20 protein-coding genes and 2 pseudogenes are annotated in these 26,627 nt (G+C 35.3%); 6 read left to right on the plus strand and 16 right to left on the minus strand.

All coding sequences use genetic code 11. The annotated features are described in order from the left end of the window. Positions 1-2: 2 nt before the first annotated feature. From RT261_RS12295 to RT261_RS12305, 3 genes are all read right to left on the minus strand, one after another. Entirely contained in the window at positions 3-659 is a 657-nt protein-coding gene (locus RT261_RS12295) for an amino acid ABC transporter permease (RefSeq protein WP_313132869.1), read from the minus strand. Continuing rightward, on the minus strand, positions 640-1,299 hold the full coding sequence (locus RT261_RS12300) for an amino acid ABC transporter permease (protein WP_334308250.1): 660 nt from the start codon (positions 1,297-1,299) through the stop codon (positions 640-642). Before RT261_RS12300 ends, RT261_RS12295 begins: the two co-directional genes overlap by 20 nt. Positions 1,300-1,556: 257 nt before the next feature. Beyond that, positions 1,557-2,957, minus strand: a complete 1,401-nt coding sequence (locus RT261_RS12305; RefSeq protein WP_313132870.1) for an NCS2 family permease — start codon at positions 2,955-2,957, stop codon at positions 1,557-1,559. Positions 2,958-3,484: 527 nt separating this feature from the next. On the opposite strand from RT261_RS12305, the gene RT261_RS12310 reads away from it, so the two are divergent. Beyond that, the gene (locus RT261_RS12310; RefSeq protein WP_313132872.1) at positions 3,485-5,062 is read left to right on the plus strand and encodes a methyl-accepting chemotaxis protein; all 1,578 of its coding nucleotides are present in this window, start codon (positions 3,485-3,487) and stop codon (positions 5,060-5,062) included. 328 nt (positions 5,063-5,390) lie between these two features. Here RT261_RS12310 and RT261_RS12315 read toward each other — a convergent pair. The 4 genes and pseudogenes from RT261_RS12315 to RT261_RS12330 form a co-directional block, all read right to left on the minus strand. Next, positions 5,391-5,513 (minus strand): annotated as a pseudogene (locus RT261_RS12315) (sporulation transcriptional regulator SpoIIID); the annotation flags it as partial. A 162-nt stretch (positions 5,514-5,675) separates the two neighbouring features. Beyond that, entirely contained in the window at positions 5,676-5,930 is a 255-nt protein-coding gene (gene spoIIID / locus RT261_RS12320) for a sporulation transcriptional regulator SpoIIID (RefSeq protein WP_313132873.1), read from the minus strand. A 104-nt stretch (positions 5,931-6,034) separates the two neighbouring features. After that, the gene (locus RT261_RS12325) at positions 6,035-6,508 is read right to left on the minus strand and encodes an acyl-CoA thioesterase (protein WP_313132874.1); all 474 of its coding nucleotides are present in this window, start codon (positions 6,506-6,508) and stop codon (positions 6,035-6,037) included. A 60-nt stretch (positions 6,509-6,568) separates the two neighbouring features. Further along, complete coding sequence (locus tag RT261_RS12330) at positions 6,569-7,639, minus strand: FAD:protein FMN transferase (protein WP_313132875.1); 1,071 nt, start codon at positions 7,637-7,639, stop codon at positions 6,569-6,571. Between the two features lie 339 nt (positions 7,640-7,978). Between RT261_RS12330 and RT261_RS12335 the strand changes: the two genes are divergently transcribed. Further along, positions 7,979-9,334, plus strand: a complete 1,356-nt coding sequence (locus tag RT261_RS12335) for an FMN-binding protein (protein WP_313132876.1) — start codon at positions 7,979-7,981, stop codon at positions 9,332-9,334. Positions 9,335-9,519: 185 nt separating this feature from the next. On the opposite strand, the gene RT261_RS12340 is transcribed toward RT261_RS12335, so the two are convergent. From RT261_RS12340 to RT261_RS12355, 4 genes are all read right to left on the minus strand, one after another. Further along, positions 9,520-9,888 carry a NusG domain II-containing protein gene (locus tag RT261_RS12340; protein ID WP_313132878.1) on the minus strand — a complete coding sequence of 123 codons (369 nt, stop codon included), beginning with the start codon at positions 9,886-9,888 and terminating at the stop codon, positions 9,520-9,522. Positions 9,889-10,091: 203 nt separating this feature from the next. Next, a complete protein-coding gene (gene cysK / locus RT261_RS12345; protein WP_313132879.1) occupies positions 10,092-11,024 on the minus strand; it encodes a cysteine synthase A in 933 nt (310 codons plus the stop codon). A gap of 371 nt (positions 11,025-11,395) precedes the next feature. Further along, positions 11,396-12,247 carry a hypothetical protein gene (locus tag RT261_RS12350; RefSeq protein ID WP_313132881.1) on the minus strand — a complete coding sequence of 284 codons (852 nt, stop codon included), beginning with the start codon at positions 12,245-12,247 and terminating at the stop codon, positions 11,396-11,398. A 124-nt stretch (positions 12,248-12,371) separates the two neighbouring features. Further along, positions 12,372-13,058, minus strand: coding sequence for a response regulator transcription factor (locus tag RT261_RS12355; RefSeq protein WP_313132882.1), 687 nt, complete (start codon positions 13,056-13,058; stop codon positions 12,372-12,374). Between the two features lie 158 nt (positions 13,059-13,216). Between RT261_RS12355 and RT261_RS12360 the strand changes: the two genes are divergently transcribed. Continuing rightward, a complete protein-coding gene (locus tag RT261_RS12360) occupies positions 13,217-15,346 on the plus strand; it encodes an ATP-binding protein (RefSeq protein WP_313132885.1) in 2,130 nt (709 codons plus the stop codon). 107 nt (positions 15,347-15,453) lie between these two features. Further along, positions 15,454-17,247, plus strand: a complete 1,794-nt coding sequence (locus tag RT261_RS12365) for a flavocytochrome c (RefSeq protein WP_313132886.1) — start codon at positions 15,454-15,456, stop codon at positions 17,245-17,247. 88 nt (positions 17,248-17,335) lie between these two features. On the opposite strand, the gene RT261_RS12370 is transcribed toward RT261_RS12365, so the two are convergent. Further along, on the minus strand, positions 17,336-18,502 hold the full coding sequence (locus RT261_RS12370; protein WP_313132888.1) for a phosphopentomutase: 1,167 nt from the start codon (positions 18,500-18,502) through the stop codon (positions 17,336-17,338). 167 nt (positions 18,503-18,669) lie between these two features. Here RT261_RS12370 and RT261_RS12375 point away from each other — a divergent pair, with 167 nt between their 5' ends. Then, positions 18,670-19,353, plus strand: coding sequence for a phosphatase PAP2 family protein (locus RT261_RS12375; protein WP_313132890.1), 684 nt, complete (start codon positions 18,670-18,672; stop codon positions 19,351-19,353). Positions 19,354-19,399: 46 nt separating this feature from the next. Here the strand turns inward: RT261_RS12375 and RT261_RS12380 are convergent, their stop codons facing one another. The 4 genes from RT261_RS12380 to RT261_RS12395 form a co-directional block, all read right to left on the minus strand. After that, the gene (locus RT261_RS12380) at positions 19,400-20,416 is read right to left on the minus strand and encodes a glycosyltransferase family 2 protein (protein WP_313132891.1); all 1,017 of its coding nucleotides are present in this window, start codon (positions 20,414-20,416) and stop codon (positions 19,400-19,402) included. Between the two features lie 231 nt (positions 20,417-20,647). After that, a complete protein-coding gene (locus tag RT261_RS12385; RefSeq protein ID WP_313132892.1) occupies positions 20,648-21,763 on the minus strand; it encodes an aminopeptidase in 1,116 nt (371 codons plus the stop codon). Positions 21,764-21,883: 120 nt separating this feature from the next. After that, a complete protein-coding gene (locus RT261_RS12390) occupies positions 21,884-24,427 on the minus strand; it encodes a hypothetical protein (protein WP_313132894.1) in 2,544 nt (847 codons plus the stop codon). Positions 24,428-24,695: 268 nt separating this feature from the next. Then, positions 24,696-25,883 (minus strand): class I SAM-dependent methyltransferase, encoded by a 1,188-nt coding sequence (locus tag RT261_RS12395; protein ID WP_313132896.1) that lies wholly within the window; start codon positions 25,881-25,883, stop codon positions 24,696-24,698. 170 nt (positions 25,884-26,053) lie between these two features. Here RT261_RS12395 and RT261_RS12400 point away from each other — a divergent pair. After that, positions 26,054-26,627, plus strand: a pseudogene (locus RT261_RS12400) (hypothetical protein); the annotation flags it as partial.

Genomic DNA, 26,627 nt, shown 5'->3' on the forward strand with positions numbered 1-26,627 from the left:
CCTCAACTTTCCCATTTTCTTTCAAGCTTTCTTGCCATAATGGACAGAGGATAACACATTAGAAAGAATAGAAGAAAGAGAAAACCATATATCCAAAAGGCTTCCTTGGTTCTTTCTATAACCTGTTTTCCTCTTGCGATTACATCAATTACGCCAATTAGTACCACCAAGGAAGTAGTTTTTATCATTCTGGTTCCAAGGCTGATTGCTCCCGGAACAATACGCTTAATGGCTTGGGGAAATTGAATATAAAAGAATAACTGTAATTTGGATAACCCTATGGATAATCCGCTTTCAATTTGCCCTTTTGATAAAGATTCCAGTGCTCCTCTTACAATGTCCCCCATCTCCGCTGTTCCCCACATGGTAAATACTACGATGGCAGCAACTTCTCCAGATATATCCAATCCCAGAGTTCTTGGTATGAAGAAGAAAAAAGAAAACAACCAAACCATAATGGGTATAATACGAAAGGCCTCAAGGTAAATATATGTAAGTGTTTTTACAATTCTATTTTTAGACATTCTTAAAAGTCCGAACCCAAAACCTGTAAAAAAGGAAATAAACAAAGAAACTACCGCAATCAGCAAAGTATTGCCAAGGCCGTCAAGCAATATGCCAATATTATTAAATATCACATTAATTCCCGAATTCTGCATGACGTAACCTTCTTTCTATATAACTTAATAGTATGGACAGGGGCAGTATAATAACCAGATAGCTTACAGTTAAAAGTAAAAGAGACTCATTTGTCTTATAATACAGACCAATTAAACGTTGTGTCACATGCAATAGCTCCGGAATTGCAATGGCACTTAATATGGAGGTCTCTTTCAGTAAAAAAATAAAATTTGCACTAACCTGAGGCATGGAAATAGATATAGCCTGGGGCAGAATCACATATTGCATCATTTGCCTCCTATCCAGTCCAATGCTTAATCCAGTCTCAATCTGGGAATTGCGGACTGCTTCCAATCCCCCTCGAAAGGCCTCTGCCATATAACTTCCTCCCAGAAAACCAAGAGCAATGATGGCACATGCCGTTCCGCTTAGTTTGATTCCTACTTGAGGAAGCCCAAAATATAAGAAAAACACCTGAATCAAAAGTGGTGTGTTTCTGGATAGCTCTACGTAAACTTTAACAATATTTTGTAATATAACTATTTTGTAATACAATACAAAACAACATACCAAACCTGTAATTACAGCTGCAAGAATCCCCCAAAATCCTATCTTTAATGTAACTAAGCCTGCTTCTATATAACGGGGTAACTCTCTCCCTATGTACGACCAATCCATAACTATAGTACCTTTCTTTCTCTTTTTACATAATATTAGCATTGATCTGCTTTTATTATATTCGATGCATTATTTTATATTCCTACTATTTATACTTAACTAGTAGGAATTATTAAATTAACGAAATTATACAATGGCATATGGTAGTTGTCAACTACTTTTATGAATACAAAAAAGTACCTATAGAGCAAACATTTTTCTAATGTTTGTCCTATAGGTACTTTTTTAAATATGTAAAGATGTAATTTCTAAATTATTTATAATAATATATACTTTAATATGAATAATACGGTCAGTATATACATAACAAGGCTGATTTTCTTTTCTTTTGCCTTACCTGTAATTAAGTTAACTAGAACGTAAGAAATAACACCAAAAGAGATACCTTCGGAAATACTGTAAGTAAATGGCATAGCAATGATACAGATAAAAGCAGGGATTGCTTCTGACATATCTTCAAAATTAATATGTGCAATTGAACCCATCATATAGAATCCTACAATAATAAGAGCAGGTGCTGTTGCAAATGCAGGAATTGCTAAAAATATTGGAGATAAGAATACGGAAAGACCGAATAAAATAGCTGTTGTTAGTGCTGTTAAACCGGTTCTACCACCTTCAGAAACTCCAGTAGCACTTTCTACATAAGTTGTAACTGTAGATGTACCAAGTAAAGAACCACCTACTGTTCCGATAGCATCGGCAAGAAGAGCTCCTTTAATACGAGGCAGCTTTCCATCTTTGTCTAACATATCAGCCTTAGCAGAAACACCAATTAATGTTCCAAGAGTATCAAACATATCCACAAATAAAAATGCAAACATAACAACTACAAAATCAAGAGAGAAAATACCTGAAAAATCAAGCTTAAAAGCTACATCGCCTAGTGCTGCAAAATCAAAACCTGATGAAAAACTAGGAAGTAAGGAATAAAATCCGGCAGCTGGATCAACAACATAAAGACCTGTTAGCTGACAAATGATTCCAAGTACCCAGGTTATAAGAATACCAAATAATATACCACCCTTTACTTTATTAATTAAAAGAATAGCAGTAATGATAACACCTAGGATAGCAAGTATAACACCAACATTAGCAGTCCTTGTTATATCCGTTACTTCATCTACATGGAATGCATGAAACTGAACCAATGTAGCAGAATTTTGTTCTACAATGCCTCCATTCTGTAATCCGATGAATGCTATAAATAAACCAATACCACTACTAACCGCAAACTTTAAAGTTGTAGGAATACAATTAAAAATTGCTTCACGTACGCTTGTAAGTGAAAGAAGAATAAAGATAATACCTTCCACAAATACAGCTGTTAATGCCACTTGCCATGGGTAACCCATTTTAAGAACTACCGTATAAGCAAAGTAAGCATTCAATCCCATACCTGGCGCTAACGCAAAAGGATAATTTGCCAAAAGGGCCATTAATAAAGAACCAATACATGCGGATATAGCAGTTGCCATGAAAACACCATTGGGATTCATTCTTGCTGACCCCTCAAGTCCAAGAATGTCATTGAATGCTGTCATGGTTGTCGGATTAACAGCCAGGATGTACGCCATTGTCATAAATGTCGTTATTCCGGCCAATACCTCCGTTCTTACATTCGTTTTGTTTTCTTTGAGCTTAAAGAATTTTTCCATAGATAATCTCCTTTTTTCTTGCTTATTATATTTAAGAGAATATTAGCTCTCTTAATTTCATTGATTAGTACATCTTATAAATATCTTATAAAATTGCATTTTTTTAATAACAGTCTTATTATACCTTTTTTTCTTATAAAATCAATCAATATTTGTTTCTTAAGGCGTTAATAAAAAATAGAAGAGATATGGAAACTTTAAAAACTGGTAAATCATTATACTTCTTTTGAATTATGTAATTATTTTAATACATTTTAAACAGCACTTGTCTAAGGTCTTACCTTTATTATACATCATATTAAACAATTTGTGTAGCATTTTTATATATTAATTATTAAAATTATTAAAATTGCATAAAAAGTGTAAAAAGTTCAGACTTTATAAGACATGTTTTTGCTTTTTTAATATATTTCAAAATTTTTGTCACTCAATTATTTGTCATATACTATACAACCGTCTCATAAAAATTATTTGCTTTTTTACCAACTTATTGTATAATGGTGGATATTGCAAAGGAGTCTACAACTATGGTGAACAAAAAAATCAATAATCTTCTTAGTCAGACGGCCGTTATTAATTCTATTGTAATGAAGATCTTAACTGCCATGTCATCAGCCCTAATAATTGGCTATTTTATTGAAGTCTTAAAAGGAACACGCTCATTTTTTTATGTTCTTATGTTATCTTTAGTCATATTAATCGGATTAATAATAGATTTTGTTTTTTATTTTAAAAACAAATCATCTAATAAAAATCCTTATGTTTTTCTTGGTACATATTTAATTACCTATGGCGTTGCTTTATTTTCAAGTTCAACCCATTCTGCTTTTACTTACCTTTTCCCTTTACTGCTTGTATTCATTCTGTATGGAGATCTTAAATTAATTTATATTTCGTCAGCAGCAATGACTTTATTGTCTGTGGGAGAAATAGTATATAAAATTATGATTTTGAATCAATCTTCATCAGTTGATAATAGCAGCTATTCCGTACAAATTGGTGCTGTAATCATTTTTAGTTATTCCGTTATAAAAGCTACTTCCATAAATAAGTATTTCAGCAAAAGATCTATAGAGGAATTAACAAAGGAAAAAGCAGTTCAGAAAGATATGATAGATGATATACTGGATATTGCCAATACTGTTGCGGCCAGCTCCAATCAGGTATCGGACATTATAAAAGAAATTTACAAGTCCAGCCAGGTTATCGATTCCGCTGTGAATGAGATTGCCACAGGGACTCAGGAAAATGCAGAAAGCATTGAGAAGCAAACTAATATGACTACAGCCATTCAAGAATCTATTGAAAATATTACGCAAAAATCAGAACTCATGGTTCAAATAGCCAACGAGTCACAAAAATCTTTGATGGATGGTATTGGTATTATCAACCGGCTTGAAACACAATCTGTTACTGTGGATGATATAAATAAGAACGTTATCGTCACCATGAATCACCTTAGAGATAAAACCGCAGAAGTTCAGAATATTACATCCCTTATTTATGATATTTCCAGTCAAACCAATTTACTTGCTTTAAATGCTTCCATTGAAAGTGCAAGAGCAGGTGAAGCCGGAAGGGGGTTCGCGGTGGTAGCGGAACAAATTCGCCTACTTGCAGACCAGACAAGAAAATCTACGGAAAGTATTTCTGAAATTTTAAACGAATTAAGTGTAAATGCAGCCAATGCGGTAACTTCTGTTGAGCAAATTATTGGAGTTACCAGCGAACAAAGTTCATTGATTGGCTCTGCCGATTCCGGTTTTAAAAAGGTAGAAGAAATGACGGATAAACTCACTCATACTATTAATGAGATCAATGAAATGGTTGAGAACCTATTAAGTTCAAACAACCATATTGTAGACAATATCAGCCGTCTTTCTGCTGTAACAGAAGAAATCACAGCCAATTCAGAATCTGCTGCTAATTTGTGCAATGAAAATGCAACACAATCTTCTTTGGCTTCCGGGGAGCTGGAAACACTGCTCAATGCAGTAAATAAATTTGATAAATATTTGAATAATAGGCTCCGTTTCTTATTTCGTGTAAACTCGTTTTACAGAATACTCCATTTTGAGCTTAATGATAATACACAAAATCCATGAAACGCTGTCAAGGCAAGGGGTTCAGCCTTGACTGTGGTTCATGGATTTTATAAAATAATTAAGGCTCAAAAGTTCCAAAACACTGAATTTGAAGCGGTCTCGAATAATATTTCCCATGAACAAAGTATATAAAAAATAGCCTTATATCTGAATGAGACAAATAAGGGCTTTTAAAAGTTATCATTCTGTTTTTATAGAGATTATATTCCTCCTTTAAGAAATAATTAATTCTTCTTGCTATCATATACGGTTATAGACATTAGGTATTTCCAACATCTATTGTTTATGGCCGTTTTATTTTCTATTGTTCATAAACGTTCTGTTTTATTACATCTGTATGTACGGTTGATTTAGAAATACCAAACTGCTTTGCTGTTTGTCTTACCGTTGCATTATTTTCGATTATATAGTTTGCTATTTCCACAGCTCGTTCTTCTATATAGCCTTTCAAAAGGATATCCCCCTATTATACTTGTTTTTATATTGTATGCAGGGGCACTATAAAATATATCAACTTGCAACTACAAAAATATGTCATACTAAGCTTAAAAGGCAAAGAATCCCTTTTACCATTCTGAGATTCCCTGCCCTTTAATTTGGAATGACATGTGTTTTATACAAGTCCATGTTTATATTTATTCCGTGTTGCCATACCGCCCCGTATATGGCGTTCCGATTTATTTAACATAAGCACTTCACATACAGCTTTATACAATTGATTATTTACCGACGGAAGTCTGTCCTGCAAATCTTTATGTACCGTAGATTTGCTGATACCGTATTTGTTTGCCGTTTCACGCACCGTTGCTTTTGTTTGAATTGTATAATGGGCTAATTCCAATATCCTTTCTTCCATATATCGCTGCATTGTTGGTCCCCCAAGCCTGTTTTCTTCAATATATGCTTGGTTGTCCAATGATATGCATAATCAGATTTGCCTTTATTCCATTACAATTTTATAATATCTATTCCTTAAAAGCCTTCTCTTCTTCTTAATTTACGCAATTCCGTACGTTTTTTTCCACCTTCCCACTCAGCTCGTTGTGCTTCTGTCTCCACAATTAATCTTGGTACCTTTACAGGTTTTTCTTCTTCGTCAAGGGCTACCATTACAAAGTATGCTCTGTTAATTGGTTTTCTCATTCCCTCCATACTTTCAACATAAGTATCTATTCTTACTTCCATTGAAGTATTTCCTACGTAAGTAATGCGTCCTATTAATACCAAAGTATCATTTAAATGTGCCCCTGCTTTAAACTGAAAGTTATCAACTGCAGCCGTTGTAACATTATATTGAGAGTGACGTCTTGCCACAACACCTGATACTACATCAATCCATTCCATTAATTTACCGCCAAATAATCTTCCTGAACCATTAATATGCTCCGGCATAACTATTTGAATCTGCTCTGTTAGTGACTCTTCTACTCTTTTTTCTATATCCATTTCAACTGCTCCTTTAATCTGCGTGTACTCAAAACCTTCCTAATAATAAGTTAAGTCTTATTATTCTTTCACTTCTGTTACTTTAATATTATCGAAAAATCCTTCTGTATAGTGAAGTTCATAGTCATCTGTTATAAAAACGGCATATGTATCTTCCAAACCTTCTATCAATTCCATACCCTTTTCTAATCCTAACGCAAAGCAAGTGGTACTTAATCCATCCCCATCTACCGATTCATTTGAAACAATTGTTACCGCAACCAGGTCACTTTTATACGGATATCCGGTAGAAGGATCAATAATATGGTGATAAAAATTATCATCTTTCATAATGTAGCGTTCATAAATTCCAGAAGATACTACTGATTTATCTTCAATTTCCATAGCTGCAACAAGCTCATTTCTTCCTGCAAATGGTTTCTGTATACCAACTTTAAAGGCTTCTCCGTCTGGTTTCTTTCCTACCGCCAACACATTGCCTCCCAGGTTGATCATGGCGCTTTTAACACCTTGATCCAGTAGATAGTCTTTTACCCTGTCCGCTATATACCCTTTGGCAATAGCGCCCAAATCAATGCCCATTCCTTCTTTACGAAACGTAACTGTATTATCTCCTAAAATCATATTTTTATAATTTATGAAAGGAAGGGCTGCTTCCAATTTATTTTTCTTCGGGATAACCGCATTCTCCGATATAAAATCCCACTGTGAAGTAACCGGTTCAATGGTTATATCAAATCCACCATCAGATAAGTTACTATAATATAAACCTTTTTCCAATATATCTGCTAATTTATCCGATATTTTATAACTATAACTTTCGCCTTCTGCCTTTTCAAGAGTCCCATGATTTAACTTATATACTTCACTGGTATTCAATGTGCGGCTATACACCTTTTCATATTCCCCAATCAGCTCCATTGCTCCATCGATAATACTTTCATCCTGAGAATCATAAAGGGTAATTGTAACAATGGTGTTTAGTAAAAACGAACTTTTTTGAATGGGTTCTCCTATTACTTTTTTATCATTTCTGCCATTAGAAATAAAAATATAAATTGCCAGCACTACAATACATACTATTCCTAACAAAATCGCCGGCAAATACTTTTTCTTACTTTCTTTACTCATATTTCCTCTTTCCTGCTAACCCCTAATTTACTTAAGGTATACGCTATTTTTATTCTGCATTTCAATACAAAACCTTCATATCATCATGTTACCCAAACCCGAATACCCAAAGGAATCTATATAGTCTTTGAAATTACTCATAAATGATATTTTAGTAAAACAAGAATGAACTGTCAAGGTTCGTATAAAATTTATCAAAGTTTTTCAATATGGCGTTTTATATTGTTAAATCGCTCACAAATCACCCAATATCTATTTACTAAATAGGAAAAATATGATACAATATCCCAGATTGAAATACATTAATTACAGCCATCGTAAGGCAGATAGGAGTATGTTATGAAGAAAAATGGAAAAACCAATGGAATAATTGGCTTAGTGATTGTTACAATTTTAGCTATTGTTGTAATAATCGGAGTAAATTTATTAACAAAGAAAGAAAAAACAGAGACAGCAACCGATGGTAATACCGAAACTGCAGGTTCTGCAATTGATGTTTCTGGTTATGAAAGCGGAGATATCAAAATCCAAACTGCATCCGAAACCGAGGACGGTTATGTAGTAACTGTGGCAAGCCCAGGATTCGGTGGAAACATCGTTATGGATGTGACCTTCGATAAAACCGGCGATACTATTTCCGCAGTGGTAGTTAAAGAGCAAACTGAAACAGAGGGTCTTGGAAGTAGAGTTACGGAAGATACCTTCTTAAGTAAGTTTAATGGTGTGAAAGCTCCAATATATTTACCAGGTAAAGCACCTGCTGCCGGTGAAACTGCTCAGGAAACCAAGCAGGAAGAAGCAGTTGTAGACACTACCGCTTTAGCGGATGGAACTTATACTGCTGAAGCTGCGGAATTTGATAAAGGCGGCTTCAAAAGTACACTTAGTTTAACAGTTGCTGATGGCAAAATCACAGAAGTTATATGGGATGCTTATAACGAAGAGGGAGAATTTAAGAGCTTATTATCAGCAGACGGTGGTTATGTCATGACAGATGGCGGTCCTACATGGCAGGAACAAGCAGTTGCATTAGCTGAATATGCAGTTGCAAATCAATCTTTCAATATTCCTGTAGATGAAGGCGGTAAAACAGATGCGGTAGCGGGCGTTAGTATTTCCATCAATGATTTTATTAATCTTGCTTCCAAATGTTTAGCACAAGCTTCTCCTAAGACAATAAAAGATGGTACATATACTGTTGAAGGAAAAGAAAGTCAGGGATATACCAGCATTGTAACATTAACAATTGAAGGTGGTAAAATCACTTCCGTTGTTTGGGATGGCAGAGATACCGCTGGCGAATATAAGAGTTACTTATCTTCCGTTGGTGAATACGTTATGGTTGAAGGCAACCCTACATGGAAAGAGCAGGCAGATGCTTTAGCTGCCAATGTTATCGAAAATCAATCTACAAAAGGTATTGTTCTTGATGAAAGTGGTAAAACTGATTCTGTAGCAGGTGTTAGTATCAATGTAAGTGAATTCGTTAATTTAGTTGAAGAAGCGTTAGTGAAGGCTTCCTCCGATGAAACTGCATCAGAAGCTCCTGCAGAAGAAACTCCTGAAGCACCTGTTGCACCTGCAGCTGGTACTGAAGTAGAAGCAATATCTGGAGCAACGATTTCCTCTAAAGCAGTTATGGACGGAATCAACGAAGCTCAAAAATTCATTAAAGAATTTGTACTTGCAAAATAATATTTAATATACAATATTTAAAAGGCTGCCGCAAAGTTGTCCTTCTAAGCCCTATAGGCGAAGAATCACAATGACAATTTTGCTGCAGCCTTTGTTTAATATAAAAAATAAAATGTTGGAAGTATGTTTTAAGCACACCCCAACATTAATTATAGAACCTTTTAGTAAATCTTTTGCTTGTAATCTTAATTAGCAATGGCATCTATTTCATTTTTATTCTCACTACTGTTTATTTCCAAAACAACTCTATTCGGCAGACATACAATGGTTTCACCATCTTTATCGATTTTCTTTTGGTCCACACAAACTTTATCAGGGCAGGAAGCCTCGGTAATGTCTGCATAACCGTCTTTAATAACAAGCAGGTTGGTTCCGCCGTTTGCTCCTTCTATTTCATATGTAGCGTCAACATCCAATGGAAATTCTTTATATACCTTACCATCTACTTTAACAATAACGGTACTTCCTTCTTTTTTATTTAAATTCATAAATATGAGTGCGCCAATTGCTATTATCAATATGACACCTACTAAAATCAGGTCTTTTTTCTTCATGCTTTTTCTCTTTTCCTTTCTAGTAATATTATCTAATTATACACTGTGGGTTTTATACAATGCAAGAGGACTATTACAAAATTGTCATCTTTAGAGACAGAAAGCCTCTTGAAATGCCAACATTACTGTAATAGCCCTTTTAATAATTACTATAATTGGTGATTTATTTTATATTAATAAACATTTTTAATAGTTCGTCATACTTATTCTGCAAATAATGGTGTTGATAAATAGCGGTCTCCAGTATCCGGTAATAATACCACTATGGTTTTTCCTTCATTTTCAGGACGTTTTGCTACCTGGGTTGCTGCCCACACTGCTGCACCTGAGGAGATACCTACTAAGAAGCCCTCTTCCTTTGCTAATTCTTTACCAATTGCAAAAGCGTCATCATTTTCAACTGTTATGATTTCATCATACACATTTGTATTCAGTATGCTGGGAACAAAACCAGCACCAATTCCCTGGATTTTATGTGAGCCTGCAGTTCCTTTGGAAAGAACAGGAGATGCGCTAGGTTCAACAGCGATTACTTTAACATCAGGATTCTGACTCTTTAAAAATTCTCCAACACCTGTAATCGTTCCGCCGGTTCCAATACCTGCAACGAATATATCTACCTTTCCGTCGGTATCCTTCCATATCTCCGGACCGGTTGTTTCTCTATGCACAGCAGGGTTAGCAGTATTGTCGAATTGAGCAGGGATAAATGAATTCGGTGTTTCTTTGGCAATCTCCTCTGCTTTTGCAATAGCACCCTTCATTCCTTTGGAGCCTTCTGTTAATACTAGTTCCGCACCATAAGCCTTTAATAATGTTCTTCTTTCCACACTCATTGTTTCAGGCATAGTAATAATTAACTTGTAACCTCTTGCTGCTGCTACGGATGCAAGACCAATACCGGTATTGCCACTTGTAGGTTCAATAATAGTTCCGCCCGGTTTTAATAATCCTTTTTGTTCTGCATCATCAATCATGCCTTTTGCAATTCTATCTTTTACACTTCCTGCCGGATTAAAGTACTCTAATTTAGCAATAAGATTTGCTTTTATATCATTTGCTTTGCTGTAATTACCAAGTTCAATCAATGGAGTGTTACCTATTAAATCTGTAATTTTTTTTGCGATATTTGCCATAACTCAACTCTCCTTTAAAATATTTTTTATAATATTAAAATGAATGCGTATATTTTTGTATCATAGCCATTCTATAGGATGGATTTATCTAGCTTTTTTATCCAATCATTCTAATATATTTCTATCTAAATTTAATTTATCATATGATTTACCATTTGTCAATCATTATTTTCATAATTTCATATATGAATAGTATGAATTAAAAATATTAATGAATAAAATAAAAAGCCTCTTATTCATCTTCAATAGGAGATTTCTTAAGAGACTTCCTGTTTATGATCTAAACGGTTCTTTTGCGAACTGTTTATTTCTGCAAACTTTTTTAATTGTTTCTCTTTTTCGTTTTCATTTAAACATTTTACTTAAATCGTTTATTCGTAAATATCATGTTTTACATCAACTGTATATCTTATAGTAACTTTACCATTTATCCATAACGAATTTTCAATCTCATTGGGGTTTAAATTCGTATTCCTATCCTTAGAAGGAATCTTTATCTTAAAATTGTAGTTCGCCATAATCTCCAACTTGCTTTGATTAATTTTATTAGCTGTTATTTGCTCCATTATGTTCTCAGGTAATTTCAAGTCCGTTAAAAAAACAGACTGCTTTTCTTCAGGTGTCTGTTGAGTCAATACAATTTTATTTTTGTATTTTCCATTATCTTTTAAGCTTTCCTGTGACTGCATTCCGTTATAACTTATTCCCTTAAGACAATTCATATTCTCCGGCAATAATTGATATATTACTTCCGGTATTCCTATTCCCCGGATACCAATACCCCAACTGCCGTTTTCATTACAGACTCTCCAGTAAGGCTCATCTTCCGAAAGAGTAAGGGGGACTTCTCCTATTTCAGCAATACTCTCCCTGTTTTCCAGCTTTTCAAAAGAGTCAATTGTTTTTTCTCCTGCATGAGTATCTGCCAAAGTATAATAGATTTCTAAATCTGTTGTTCCATTTTGAAGTTTTTCCAAAGAGAATGGTTCTAACCCAGTAATTTTCAGTACTTTATCTGTATATGTAATCTGTGTATCTAGTTGTTCTTCCTTTCCGGTATTCATATTCTTTATTTTCAAGGCAAAGTCTTCATCTTCATGATATGAAAATATGAAATCCGGAGTTTCTGTATCTTGATGTCCTGCAGCACTGACCGAGGAACTGCACACACTTAAAGCAATTGTAAGAATCAATGGTAATATCTGATATCTCATTCTATTCATTGCTTTCCTCCATATTAACAGATGTGAGTATTATACCGTAAAGTACCGCTAATAGCAAACCTTGTACACCTAAAATCGTTCGACAGTAGTTGACTTTTTAAACAAATAAAAGGAACCGGTTCCTTTAACAATCAAATTGATAACCGATTCCCCATATAGTTCTTAAATATTTAGGTTGTTTTGGATTGTCTTCTATTTTACTACGAAGACGTTTAATATAAACCATTATCGTATTGTCATCAATGACATGATGGTTCCAGATTTGCTGATAAAGCTGTTCCTTTGTAAATACCTGCTTTGGATTTTCCAGAAAGTATTTAAAAAGTGCCAGTTCCTTAGCTGTCATAGGAAGTTCAGTTCCATTTTTGTACGCCCTGTAGGAGTTCTTGCAAAAGGTAAAAGGACCAATGCTTAAATCCTTAAGGGTTTTATTGCTGTATATATTATTTCTGCGGATAAGTGCTTTTGATTTTGAGATGAGCAAGGCAACGCTGAAAGGCTTTGTAATATAGTCATCTGCACCAAGTCCAAGACCCAGAATTTTATTGTATTCCTCTAATTTGCCGCTTAAAAGGATAATGGGTGTATAAATCTCCAGACTTCGGATAGCTCGAATCACCTCAAAACCATCCATATCCGGCATTAAAATGTCAAGCAATATCAAATCATATTTATACTTTTTAATAAGGGATAAGGCTTCACATCCCCCGGAAGCTATTGTGGCTTCCATATTTTCGCTATTATAAGCGGCTTTGATAGCCTTCTGGACTGCTTTTTCATCATCAGCAACTAAAATATGTTCACCTGCCATAGGTATTTCCTCCTTCCTGTTTTTGGGAAGCATAAATGCCAACAGTCACTTTAATATTTTATTATAGCTTTAGATGAGAAGTTTGTCATCTCTTATTTTTACAAGGTTCGACATATATGTTATACTTTAATAACTACCGAAGAAAGTGGGAAATTTTCATGTTAAAAGATCTGTCACGGCAAAAGATAGGTATGGTGTTATGTTTTACAACACTTGGAGCCATAATAATTACAGCCTCAGTTATTATGACTTTTAATATTCACCGGAATGAAATTATAAAACAGCAGAAAGAACAGATAATCACCACAGCAGAAACTGCATCCAGAGGACTTGAAACCTTTTTCCGGGAGAAACGCTATGGAATGGATTTGTATTTTAACGGTGTAGTTCAATATATGGAAGATGAAAATCTTCTAAATAAACAGATGGAGACAATTTTAAACCAATATTATCAAAAGGAGAAGGCTTATATCTATGAAATTGATTTCCTGACCCAGGAAGTTCTTAAGGAAAGTCAGGTATTGGCGCCCACTACAAATGGTAATGCCTTTTATGGAAATTATAACTATCAGGAAGAGGGTTTTTATGTATTGGAGCTTTTTAAACCTTTATACCTTGGAGAAAAATTTTTAGGAGTTGTAAAAGCTAGTATAAATCTAAATACAGTATATGATGAAATTCTTTACCCTATTCAGATAGGAGAAAAGGGGTATTGTACCGTTAAGGACAGGAATGGCATTATTCTTATGCATGGTACCAAAAGCCAGATTGGCATTGACTCAAGAGAGGATAGAAAAAAACAATATCCGGAGTTAGACAAGGAAGAAGTAAATCGGCTGGTAGATAATCAGATACAGGGAAAATCAGGAAGCGATCTGGTAGTTTCATACTGGTGGGATAACTTAGAAGCCGGAAAGGCGAAAAAAATCATCGGATATACCCCTGTTTCTATTGTGGAGGATTTTTGGATAGTCAATGTTATTATGGAGTACTCCCTGATAGCAGATATATTACATAAGACCCTTCGCATGAGTATCGGGATAGGCATCCTTCTTGTATTGTTTTTCGCAAGCCTGATATTTTATATAACCAAAGAATTAAAGAATGCCCAGCGCATGCATATGGAATGGATGTATGAAAGAGAATTGAGCGAAGCAGCTTACCGGTTAAAGAAACAGGAGGAAAAGGTAGAGCAATATGACCGGCTTCAAACACTTGGCATACTAACCGGCACGATTGCCCATGAATTCAATAATCTGATGACTCCTATTATGATTTACTGCGATTTACTTAAGAATCAGATGCCTGGAGAAGAAATAAAAGAAGAGGTAGAGGAAATAGCCATTGCTGCCAAACGCTGTACCGAATTATCAAAGCAATTACTGAATTATGGAAGAGTAGAACATGCAGATGCAAAGCCAGTGATATTTGATGCAGCATTGGCAACGAAGAACTCAATAAAAATGTTCGAAAAACTCATTCCCAAAGAGGTAGTACTCCTATCCGATATAAGTAAAGAACCCATATTAATTCTTGGAAATCCCGGTGCCTTAAATCAGATAATCATTAATCTTTGCACTAATGCTTATCAGGTTATGAAAGAAAATGGTGGAAAAATACTGCTTTCATTTACCGAAAAAGAGAACAAGGCTACACTTCTTATCGAAGATAATGGCTGTGGTATGGATAAAATAACTATGGAAAATATCTTTGAACCTTTTTACACAACAAAAAAACCGGGTGAAGGAACAGGCTTGGGGCTTCCGGTAGTTAAAAAGCTGGTAACAGGAATGGAGGGAACAATACTTGTGGAAAGCGAGCCAGAAAAGGGAACTGCCTTTACACTAACCTTTCCCATTCAGGCAGTGAAGTTAGAGCAGAATAAGGTGAAAAAAGAAAACCATCATTGTATTATGAACAAAGAATATCGAATTATGCTTCTGGACGATAAACCAGATATCGTAAAATCAATTAGAAAGGCACTTACAAAGACTAAATGGATAGTAGAAGGCTATACAAACCCTACTAACGTATACGCCAAACTAAAAGAATCGACAGATAAGTTTGATATACTTTTAACAGATAACTCTATGCCTGTTGTAAATGGTGTGGAATTATCCACCATTATAAAAAAGCTAAATCCCTATATAAAGATAATTCTAATGACAGGATATCCGGGAAAAGAATTGCAGGAATATTTAGAAAAAGGCATTATTGATGCTTATTTAATAAAACCGATCTCTGAAGCTGATATAATAGCAAAGGTAGAAGAACTGTACCTAAACTGATAAATCTGACATAATATTAAGATATTATTCAGATTATATACAGGATTAGTTATTATAATGAATTATGGAATGATAAAAAAATAACAAACCAAGAAGGAGAACATGTAATGAAGAAATTATTTTCGTTATTTTTGGTTCTGACACTTGTATTTTCTCTTGCAGCATGTGGAAAAAAAGAGAAAACTCCCAATACAGAGCAAGGTCAGACTCCAACTGAGGAAGCGGGGGCATCCGAAGGAAAATTTAAACCAGGTACCTATGAAGGTACTGCCAAAGGTTTCGGCGGCGATATCGTGGCAACTGTTGTGTTGTCAGCAGATAGAATTGAAGAAATTACAGTAGTCGGTGACAGTGAGACCGAAGGAATCGGTTCAGTGGCAATTGAAACTCTGCCAGCTCTTATGGTAGAAAAACAGACCGTTAATGTTGATGCGGTAACAAGTGCAACGGTATCCAGTAATGCTATTATTGAAGCTGTAACAAAAGCACTGGAAAGTGGCGGTGTTGACGTTTCTGCTCTGACAGCAGTTGAAGCCGGTGAAGTTGAGAAAAAAGAAGAAATTCTTGAGACCGATGTAGTAGTAATAGGTGCCGGCGGTGCTGGAATGACCGCGGCGATTGATTTAAAAAATGCTGGAATTAACGTTATCATTGTAGAAAAGATGCCTATGGTAGGCGGTAATACCATCAAAGCAACAGGGGGCATGAATGCAGCAGAAACCTCTGTACAGGCAAAACTTGGAATAGAGGATACAGTAGAACAATTTGTTGAAGATACTATGACCGGCGGTTACAATGTAAACAACAAAGATTTAGTTACTGTTATGGCTGAAAATTCAGCAGATGCAATTGACTGGCTAGACTCCATCGGCGCACCTCTGCCTGAGGTATCCTTTTCCGGCGGTGCAACTAATAAACGTATTCACAGACCGGAAGGCGGAGCAGGTGTTGGTGCTTACTTAGTAGAAAAATTCAGTAATAACCTGGATTCTTTAGGTATTGAGGTTATGTTAAATACAACTGCAACAGAGATTTTATCAGAAAATGGAGCCGTTACCGGTATAAAAGCAGAAGGCAAGGAAGCTGATTACACCATTCACGCAAAAGCGGTTATATTGGCTACTGGTGGCTTTGGTGCCAATGAGGAGCTTTATACAAAGTATAGACCGGAATTAAAGGGTTATGTAACCACTAATACTCCCGGTGCAACGGGAGACGGAATTGTCATGGCTGAAGCAATCGGTGCTAATTTGGTAGATATTGAACAAATTCAGACACACCCTACTGTAGAACAGACCACAAGTATTATGATCACTGAATCCGTACGTGGTGGCGGTGCTATATTAGTAAATCAAGAAGGAAAAAGATTTACTAATGAATTATTAACCAGAGACGTAGTATCCGACGCTATCGTTAAACAAGAGGGAAATTATTCATATATTATTTTTGATCAGCTTTTACGTGATAATCTAAGCGCTATCGAAAAATATGTAGAAAATAATATTACCCAACAGGCAGACACAATTGAAGAACTGGCAGGCCTTATCGGTGCCGATTCCGCTACTCTGACAGAAACTTTAATGACCTGGAATGAAGCAGTTGCTGCCAAGAACGACAAAGAATTCGACAGAACAACCGGAATGGACAACGACATCACCACAGGTCCCTTTTATGCAATTAAAGTGGCTCCAGGCGTACATCACACCATGGGCGGTGTTGAAATTAACACCAGTGCAGAAGTTATAGCAACAACAGGTACTCCAATACCCGGATTATTTGCTGCCGGTGAAGTTACCGGAGGCGTTCACGGCGCAAACCGTATCGGCGGTAATGCAGTGGCAGACATCGTAGTATTCGGCCGCGTTGCAGCGGCATCAGCTCTTAAATATATGGCAAAATAAAATTTAGCTTATTAAATTAGGACGCTTTGCCCAATATAGGTTTATGGTGGGCAAAGCGTACTATTGTTAATAAGCTATATTTTAGTTATTATTTTAATATATCTTTCAGGAAAGATTTACCAGCTACATCTCCTTTTATGTTTAGGTATTCCAGGATAGTTGCTGCGATATCTGCGAAAGTGTCTCTGGTTCCAAGGTTTACTCCGGCTTTTATTTGGTTTCCGTAGATTAAGCATGGAGTATGTTCTCTGGAGTGGTCCGTGGATTCTGTGCTTGGATCGCAGCCGTGGTCGGCAGTAAGGATTAGAATATCATCCTCTTTCAATAATTCTACAATTCGGGGCATTTGTTCGTCGAAATAAGTTAATGCTTTTGCATAACCTTCCACATCGTTGCGATGACCGTAAATCATATCAAAATCTACCAAATTGGTAAAACATATGCCTTCAAAGTCTCTCTTCATGTAATCAATGGTTCTCTCAATACCTTCTGCATTATTGGCTGTACGAACGGAATCTGTGATACCTGCTCCTGCAAATATATCATTGATCTTACCAACAGCTAAAACTTCTTTTTTGGCCTCTTTAATCGCATCTAGCATAGTTGCTTTGGGAGGTAGCAGGGAATAGTCATGACGTCTTGAAGTTCTCTTAAAGTTAGGGGCTTCTCCTTCAAATGGTCTTGCTATTATTCTTCCCACGCTCCAAGGTCCCTGGCATATTTCTCTTGCAATATCACAATAACGGTATAACTCTTCAATTGGAATAACTGCTTCATGTGCTGCAATTTGAAGCACACTGTCTGCTGAAGTATAAACGATTAAGTCACCTGTTTTTACATGCTCTTCGCCATAGTCTTTAATTACTTCTGTTCCTGAATACGGCTTATTGCAGATGATACCGCGACCGGTACGTTTTGATAGTTCATCCAATAATTCCTGTGGGAAACCATCCGGGAATGTGGGTAGTGGATTTTTTGAAATAATACCTGCAATTTCCCAGTGTCCGATAGTAGTATCTTTCCCTTTGGATGCTTCTGCCATGCGCGCAAAAGACCCAATAAGATTCTTCTCCTTTTCTAAACCTTCCAGTCCATCTAAATTAAACAAACCTAACTTAGCCATATTTGGTGTGTTAAAATATTTATTGGAAGCTACTGCTTTTAATGTGTTGCTGCCTGCATCACCATATTCTGCTGAGTCTTTCATTTCACCTACTCCAAAGCTATCTAAAACAATTAAAAATACTCTTTTCATAAATTACCCCTTCCTGCGTTAAAATAACGCTATAAATAATGATTTTCTTAACTTTTTCTTACATTAATATTAACCTTTACTATTTATATTGTGAGAATTCCCACTTTGTGCTATAATCCCAGTGAACAACAGAAAAGCCTTAAAATAATAAAGAAAGGTTGGTTAACTTGAAAGAATTACTATCTAAATATAAACACGGTTGGGTATTCTCTTATTTTATTGTATACATTATATGGTTCTTTGCTCTGGAAAGAGCAGTAACCACAGATTACACACCTGTAAAGATATGGCTGGATGACTACATTCCTTTCAATGAATGGTTTGTAATTCCATATTATTTATGGTTTCTCTATATCTTTGCAACAATTACTTATTTCTTTTTAACAAATAAAGAAGACTTTTATAAATGCGCTGCATTTTTATTTATAGGTATGACCATCTGTTTAATTATTTATACCATTTGGCCAAATGGACAAAATCTTCGTCCTGATTTATCACAAATACCTAGAGACAATATCTTTATTCGGATTGTAGGGAAGCTGTATGCAACAGATACTTCCACCAATGTTTGTCCCAGTATACATGTTTTTAACTCTATTGGTGCCCACATTGCTATACACCGAAGCAATGCCTTAAAGAAACATAAATGGATTCAAAAGTCATCTTTTATTTTGATGATATTAATTTGTCTTTCAACTATGTTCTTAAAACAACACTCTGCATTTGATGTTATTACCGGTATTGCATTAAGTGGTGTTATGTATATCTTTGTATACGTAATAGCCAGTAACAGAATTGCTCATAAAGAAGCAGATAAAGCATATGCACAATCCACTTTTTCTGAAAATTAAATTCGCATATCAGATGTTCTTTCTTTTAATTATATATGGTTTCGGATTAACCGAAACCATATATTTTTTTGGAAATTTTATATCCAATATCTACTATTTTTCTTCCTGCCTTACCTGGTAAGTTCATGGACCTTCCTAAAAACATATTGTTAATTCGATTATATAACTTTTTATCGGCTTTTTTCAGGTAATCCCATAGCTCTTGTTTTTTTGCCAAGCTTTCATTTGTATTATCCCTTATTAGATAAACAGATGAAACTGTCATCATCATACATAAATATTTGATCATATAATTTCTTAACTTTTTATTTTTAATCTGAGACATATCATGACTTTCAATCATAATCTTTGTAATCCGAATCTGCTGGTCGATACGTTTTAACATAACCTTCTCATTAACAGATTGATCTTCTCTTCCGATAAAATAACGATATAAATTCACATCTAAATAATATATGGTTTTGACATATGGAAGTGGCTGATAAACAAATATGTTATCCACATAGAAGGTATGCTTTGGCAGCTTTAACCCACAATCTTTTAATAACTTTGTGCGGTAAATGGCTGCATGCATAATAATATACTGACTTTGTTTAAAATGCATAATGTCATTCCACGTAAAGACTTTTCCTTTGGGCAAAGCAGTTTTATAATCCATTACTTTATGTTTATTAATACTTGGTTTCTCATAAACATAGTTAGCAATCATAAGGTCTAAACTTTGTCCATCTTCTGCCAGCTCCTGTAATTTATCCAACACCTGGCGAAGGGCATCTTCATTAACCCAATCATCACTGTCTACAACCTTAAAATACAATCCAGTAGCATGAAGCAACCCGGTATTTACTGCTTCTCCATGACCGCCATTTTCCTGATGAACAGATTTAATAATATCAGGATATTTTGCAGCATATTCATCTGCAATCTTTCTGGTATCATCTTTGGAACCATCATCTACAATGATAATCTCCATTTCTTTTCCACCTGTTAAAAGTGTTTCAATAGCGTGATTCATATACTCCGCAGAATTATAGCAAGGTATAGCTACACTAAGAAGTTTCATTTTTTTCGTCTCCTCTTTCTAACCGTCATTACGGTATATAATAAAATCTAATAACAAGTATTTTTGCAAAATACCTATTATAAATTTGTTTCAGACAGCTATCTTAGTTATAAACGAAAGCTTATTCTTATACCTTATTATAAGTCATAATGTATAAACTTTAAATAGAATTTTCCATCTTAATAAATTGTTAAACATCTTCATTTATTCTTTATAATCTTTAGGAGACTGTTATTTTAAGTTCTCCGGATTCAAGCAATCCAATTCCGGAATTACAAATTTTCCGTCCTTACGGATCAGTACATCATCAAAATACATCTCCCCACCACCATACTCAGGAGTCTGAATGCATACCAGATCCCAATGAATAGCAGATTTATTTCCATTTGGGGCATCGTTGTAACAGTTACCAGGGGTAAAGTGAAAGGAGCCCATTATTTTTTCATCAAATAAAGTATCTTTCATAGGTTTTAAAACATAAGGATTTACACCAATGGCAAATTCTCCAATATATCTGGCGCCTTCGTCGGTATTAAATACTTTACTAATTCTTTCTGTATCATTGGCTGTTGCTTCTATAATCTTACCATCTTTAAAGGTCAGTTTAATGTTCTCATAAGTAAAGCCCTGGAATACAGCAGGTGTATTATAAGACAAAGTACCATTAATGGAATCTCTCACCGGTGCAGTATACACTTCTCCATCCGGAATATTAGCTTCTCCTGCACAGGGAATAGCAGGAATTCCTTTAATTGAGAACGCAAGGTCTGTACCCGGTCCAAGAATTCTCACCCTATCTGTTTTCTCCATCAACACTTTCAGGTTTTGCATTGCTTTAAGCATTTTAGAATAATCCAGGTTACATACATTGAAGTAAAAGTCTTCAAAATTCTCTAAACTGGTGTTGGCAAGCTGAGCCATGGAACTGTTAGGATAACGTAAAACTACCCATCTTGTCTTTGCCACCCGGATATTATGATGTACCGGTGTGGAATAAAATGTTTCATATAAACTCATCTTATCAGCAGGAACATCTGATAACTCCGATACATTCTCACTTCCTCTTACACCTACATAACAATCCATTTTATCCATTTCCTGTCCATCTATTTCAGCCATAAGTTTTAGCTGTTCTTCGGTACAGTTCAAAAGCATTTCCCGCTGTACCTGTGGATCTGTGTAGTGAGGAAAGGGCAGACCTCCTGCTTTATATACTTCTTTTATTAATTGTCTTGCTAATGTTTTTGTAGACTCACCGGTATAGTGAATATATACTTTCTCATTTTTCTGCACATTCATAGAATAGGCAACTAAGTTATGTGCTAATATTTTAATTCTTTCATCCATTTTATTTTCTCCCTTCTAACTTTTCTCTTAGTTTTTATCTCGATTTTTATTTCATATCTTTAAGTTATCTGCTTTTCCTTTATACATTTTATATTTATAAAGCAGCAAATGTTATGCCGGTTACTTTTTATAGCTTATAAACACATTTCCTGCTGCCTCAAACATTGCCATACTGTCATTTAATCCAAGTTTCATGGTTCTCTTTTGCACTGGATCAATTACAGTAATATTATAGTTGTCATACCCGATAATCAACAGTCCTTGATTGGAATTCTTTAAAGCCAGTACAGGTCTTTGATCGCTGACGTAATACAACACATCATCTAAAGAGCAGCCAGTTAAGTTAAGCAGTTTGTCTCCTAAGTTCTGACTTAAAAATTCATGGGCTGATACTTGATTTGTAACCTGACCGCTGTTTATTGTACCTCCTTTTTGATAGCTGACTAACATAAGAGCACTTGCCATAATACTGTTTAAAGTATCGGATTCATAAACAGGAACGATATTCTTGATGTCGCTGGAAGGCTTTTTCACGCCTCGTTCCCAGATTACTTCCTGATTTTCATTTAATACGGTACCCACTAAACTGCTAGCTTTCTCAATGGCCTCTCCTGCCTGGTCATAAAATCCTTCAATTTCACCTAATGCATAAACTACGTATTTATCCGGTAATGTTTCCTCTTCTTTCAGACGAAGAGTAGTATCCCTTGAAATAATAGTATTTACAGTATGTCTAGCCTTGGGCTTTTCTTCCATAGAATACCCGGATGGAAGAGAAATATACTGTTCCGTCAAGGTAAGATCTGTAACCCTCTCTGCTAAATTAAATGCCGAAGGTGATTTTATTACTTTATTTAATATATTGTCCGAAGGGGTTGTTTTATAATAAGTCTTCCCATTCTCATTTACCTGCTCTACACGAATCAAGGTTATAATATTATCTTCAATTATAGCATCGGTTATATAATAACCGGACTTCTTATAATCTTTTAAAACATTTCGGTTATAGTCTGCAATCCGGATTTGATACATGGGCACTAAAGGTTCACCATCTACGGTGGTGGTAATATCTTTATGTTTTACAAATCCATAAACTATATTCTCGTGAATTTTTCCAAGTAAACGAATATTACTTCCTTTTGGTGCATTGATTTGTTGTTCTGCACCGGTTTCCAAATCCAAAATAGTAATAGTATCCGCTTTTAGAGGATAACTGCTGTTTTGGAAGGCTAAATATTGATTTTCTTTGGATACAACATAACCCTCATTGCTTATATCAGTAGCAACGGTAGTTAAATTGCTGGTAATAAGATTATAGGCGTAGATAGTATTATGAATGGTAAAATAAAAAGTACTGAATTGATTGACATAACTAAAGTCTCCTAATTGCTCTTTTAATATCTGGTAAGTTACATTGGTTGGAATGTAAACCAATTCTTCAATTCTATTTTCTCCACTATAGAAACGGTATAATACAATACCTACCCTACCTTCATATACACCACGGTTCATATATCCATACACAATAAAATCAATGTTACCATTGTCATCCAGATTTAAAATTCGCACATTATGCTGGTCGTACATATCCCTGACATTATCCGATTCCTCCTGGCGGAAAGAAAAAACTTTTATTGCATCATTTTCAGGCAGATTGTAGTACCATAATTCCCGCTCTCTTACAAATGCTAATTTAGTTTCGTCCCCACTGGTTACCATGTCTATTTTTTCCTGATTGGTAATTCCCACTTTAAACTGGCTTTTAGCTAAGCTGGTTAGGTTTATATCAAAAACCGATTCCATTCTTCTCTCATAATTTAATAAATACATTCTGGAAGAAGTATACCGAACCCGATAGAATTCATGCACGTTATAGAATTCCAGTCCGCTGTCTGTTTCTGCTGATATCCTGTATTTCAATTCAATTGAACCCATATCGGGACTTAATTCCTTAAAAGTGGGTATTATTTCTCCAATCACCTGAGGTTTTAAATTACCCCAGCTGACTAAATCAAAACTGGAATGAATATTAACATAAGCCAAATTAGAATTATCCTGTTTTGGATCTGGTTCCAAATAGCGAATTATATCTTCTGCTTTTACTTTATCCATAATAGTATTATGAAAGTCCATGGCAAAATCTAATTTTTCTTTAAAATTAGAATCCGGTAGAAGTTTCACCCTGGTGTAATAATTCATCTTTTTACTTTTAATTGTAACTAATGTAATTTTTACAGCATATTCCTCATTTACATCCAAAGCAGCATCTAATTTGATTCTGGCTGTTTTAAAATCGCCTTCCTTATCTAGCGCATTTATGGTATCTGTTTTCAACAGCCTTTGGTCAGATACACTTCTTAATTCATAAATTACACGTTTTACATCATTTTCTTTTTCATCTATAATGACAGTAAAGCTTTGATCCCTATCCAAGGGGGTAATAGATTCCCTTACGGTGCCGGCACTCATGGTATTACTGTAGCCATGCATTTGATTGAGTTCTGTATCATTTACTTTTATTGTTACAATAGGGAATGAGGCTTTGCTCATTTGTACTGTTTTTTCAACAGGAACTACTTCTTCTTTCATATCCAGGCTAAAATAATAAAGTGAGGCAGCAAATACACAAAGCAATATAATTCCTTTATATACATGTTTTAACATAACAACCTCGATTCCAGCGCTTTAGCGCCTTTTAATAAAAAGGGAATTCGTGCATACACACAAATTTCCGGTTGAAAAATTTATTTCTTCAACCTAAACTCGATTCCGACGCCTTAGCGCCCTTTAATAAAGAGAGAATCTGTGCCACCGCACAAATTTCCGGTTGAAAAACATGTTTTCAAACCTTCCCCGATCTGGGGTTCAGCCCCATCTATGTGTCCAACCACCCAAAAACTAAATTCTTTGTATATAATTTTACCCATAGTCTTTACATCTTATCTATTAATAATTGATATAAAGTCGGATTAACATTTAGAAACTTCCTGCATTCTTCTATGGATTTCATTTTCTTGTCTTTTAATTCTGCTGCTTTGCTTTGATTCTTCGGATTTCTTACTGCCCGTATTAATATATTTTTCGGAGTATGTTCCATATCTATGAATTCCAGAATTTGCGATTTATATCCCACGGCTTCCAGCAACTCCGCACGTAAAGCATCCGTAGCTAAGGCTGCAAATCGCTCCTTTATTAATCCATACTGTAAGATAGGACTTAATATATCATTATGAATCTGCTTATTCAACTCATGCTGACAGCATGGAACAGAAAGTATAACTTCCGCTTCCCATTGAATTGCTTTAAACAAGGCATAATCCGTTGCTATATCGCAGGCATGAAGGGTAACTACCATATCAATTTTATTTGTACCTTCATAAGAAGCAATGTCCCCTACCAGAAAGTGCAGATTATTATATCCGTATTTTTGTACAAGTTGATTGCAGTGCCTGATCACATCTTCTTTCAAATCCAAACCAACTACCTTTATTTGATAACCTTTTAATTCTTTCAGATAATAATACATGGCAAATGTTAAATAAGATTTTCCGCATCCAAAGTCTAAAATGGTAAGTTCTTTTTCCCTGCTTAAACTAGGTAATATATCTTCTATAAATTCTAAGAATCGATTGATTTGCTTGAATTTATCATATTTGGATTTTATAATCTTACCCTCGCTATTCATAACTCCCAGATCAATTAAAAAAGGAACAGGCTTTCCTTCTGCTAAAATATATTCCTTTTCCCGGTTATGCTGCAGGTCAGCGCTTCTTTCTTTACCGTCATCCGGTATCACAATATTTTTAATCTTAACAGTAGCTTTTCCCTTCTTACTGATTAAAATATTAATTTGTTTAGTTCTACAGGTCATAACCGCCTGTTTCATGTTGTTTTCCAACCAATCCGGCAGTTTTTCCAATAATTCTTCTTCCTTATAATTGGTATGAAAAATTTGTTTTCCACGATATTCGGAGGCCTGATATAATAGATTGTCTCTTAATAAAACAGGTCGTATTTTTACTTTTATTAATTCAGAATCTTTTGGCGGATTACTTATTACCATATCAATAAAATCTATATTCAAATTCTCACTAATTGCTTTTAAAATATTGGAATCCATGGGTTTGCCTTTCTAAATAGGGTCATTTATTTACATTATTGTATTTTACCATATAAATCTAAATATTCCTACTATTTTTATAACTTTCCTCTTTGATTACTATGCACGGTTCCTAAGTTATAGCATATATTGATAAATGAAAATGCACTTATGTACTTAAGGAGGCTATAATGAGATATTCATTTTCTGAATTCTCACCTTATTCGAAACCAGATCATACTCAGACAGCAAAGCCTTTTGATTTTAAAAATACTGTTGAAACTTCAGAAAGGAAGGGTATTCCGAACTATACTACGGTTATACCTGCCGCCACTGAAGTCGGTACAACGGAAGAGCCAGGATGCCCTAGTCGTACTACAACACCAAGAACAACGACTCCTAATACAAATATGGAAAGGAACGTTCCGCCTAGTACTCCAACAACACCAGAGCGGCCTAGAACCATGCCCGGAACTTCTCCTGAGCGGCCCAGAACTACTATGCCCGGCACCACTCCTGAACGACCTAGAACTACTATGCCTGGCACCACTCCCGTAGCTCCTACACAGCCTAGAACTATGCCCGGGACTTCTCCTGAACGGCCTAGAACTACTATGCCTGGTACCACTCCTGTAGCTCCTACACAGCCTAGAACTATGCCCGGGACTTCTCCTGAACGGCCTAGAACTACTATGCCTGGTACCACTCCTGTAGCTCCTACACAGCCTAGAACTATGCCCGGGACTTCTCCTGAACGGCCTAGAA

This window comes from Anaerocolumna sp. (assembly GCF_032079385.1).
Classification (GTDB): domain Bacteria; phylum Bacillota; class Clostridia; order Lachnospirales; family Lachnospiraceae; genus Anaerocolumna.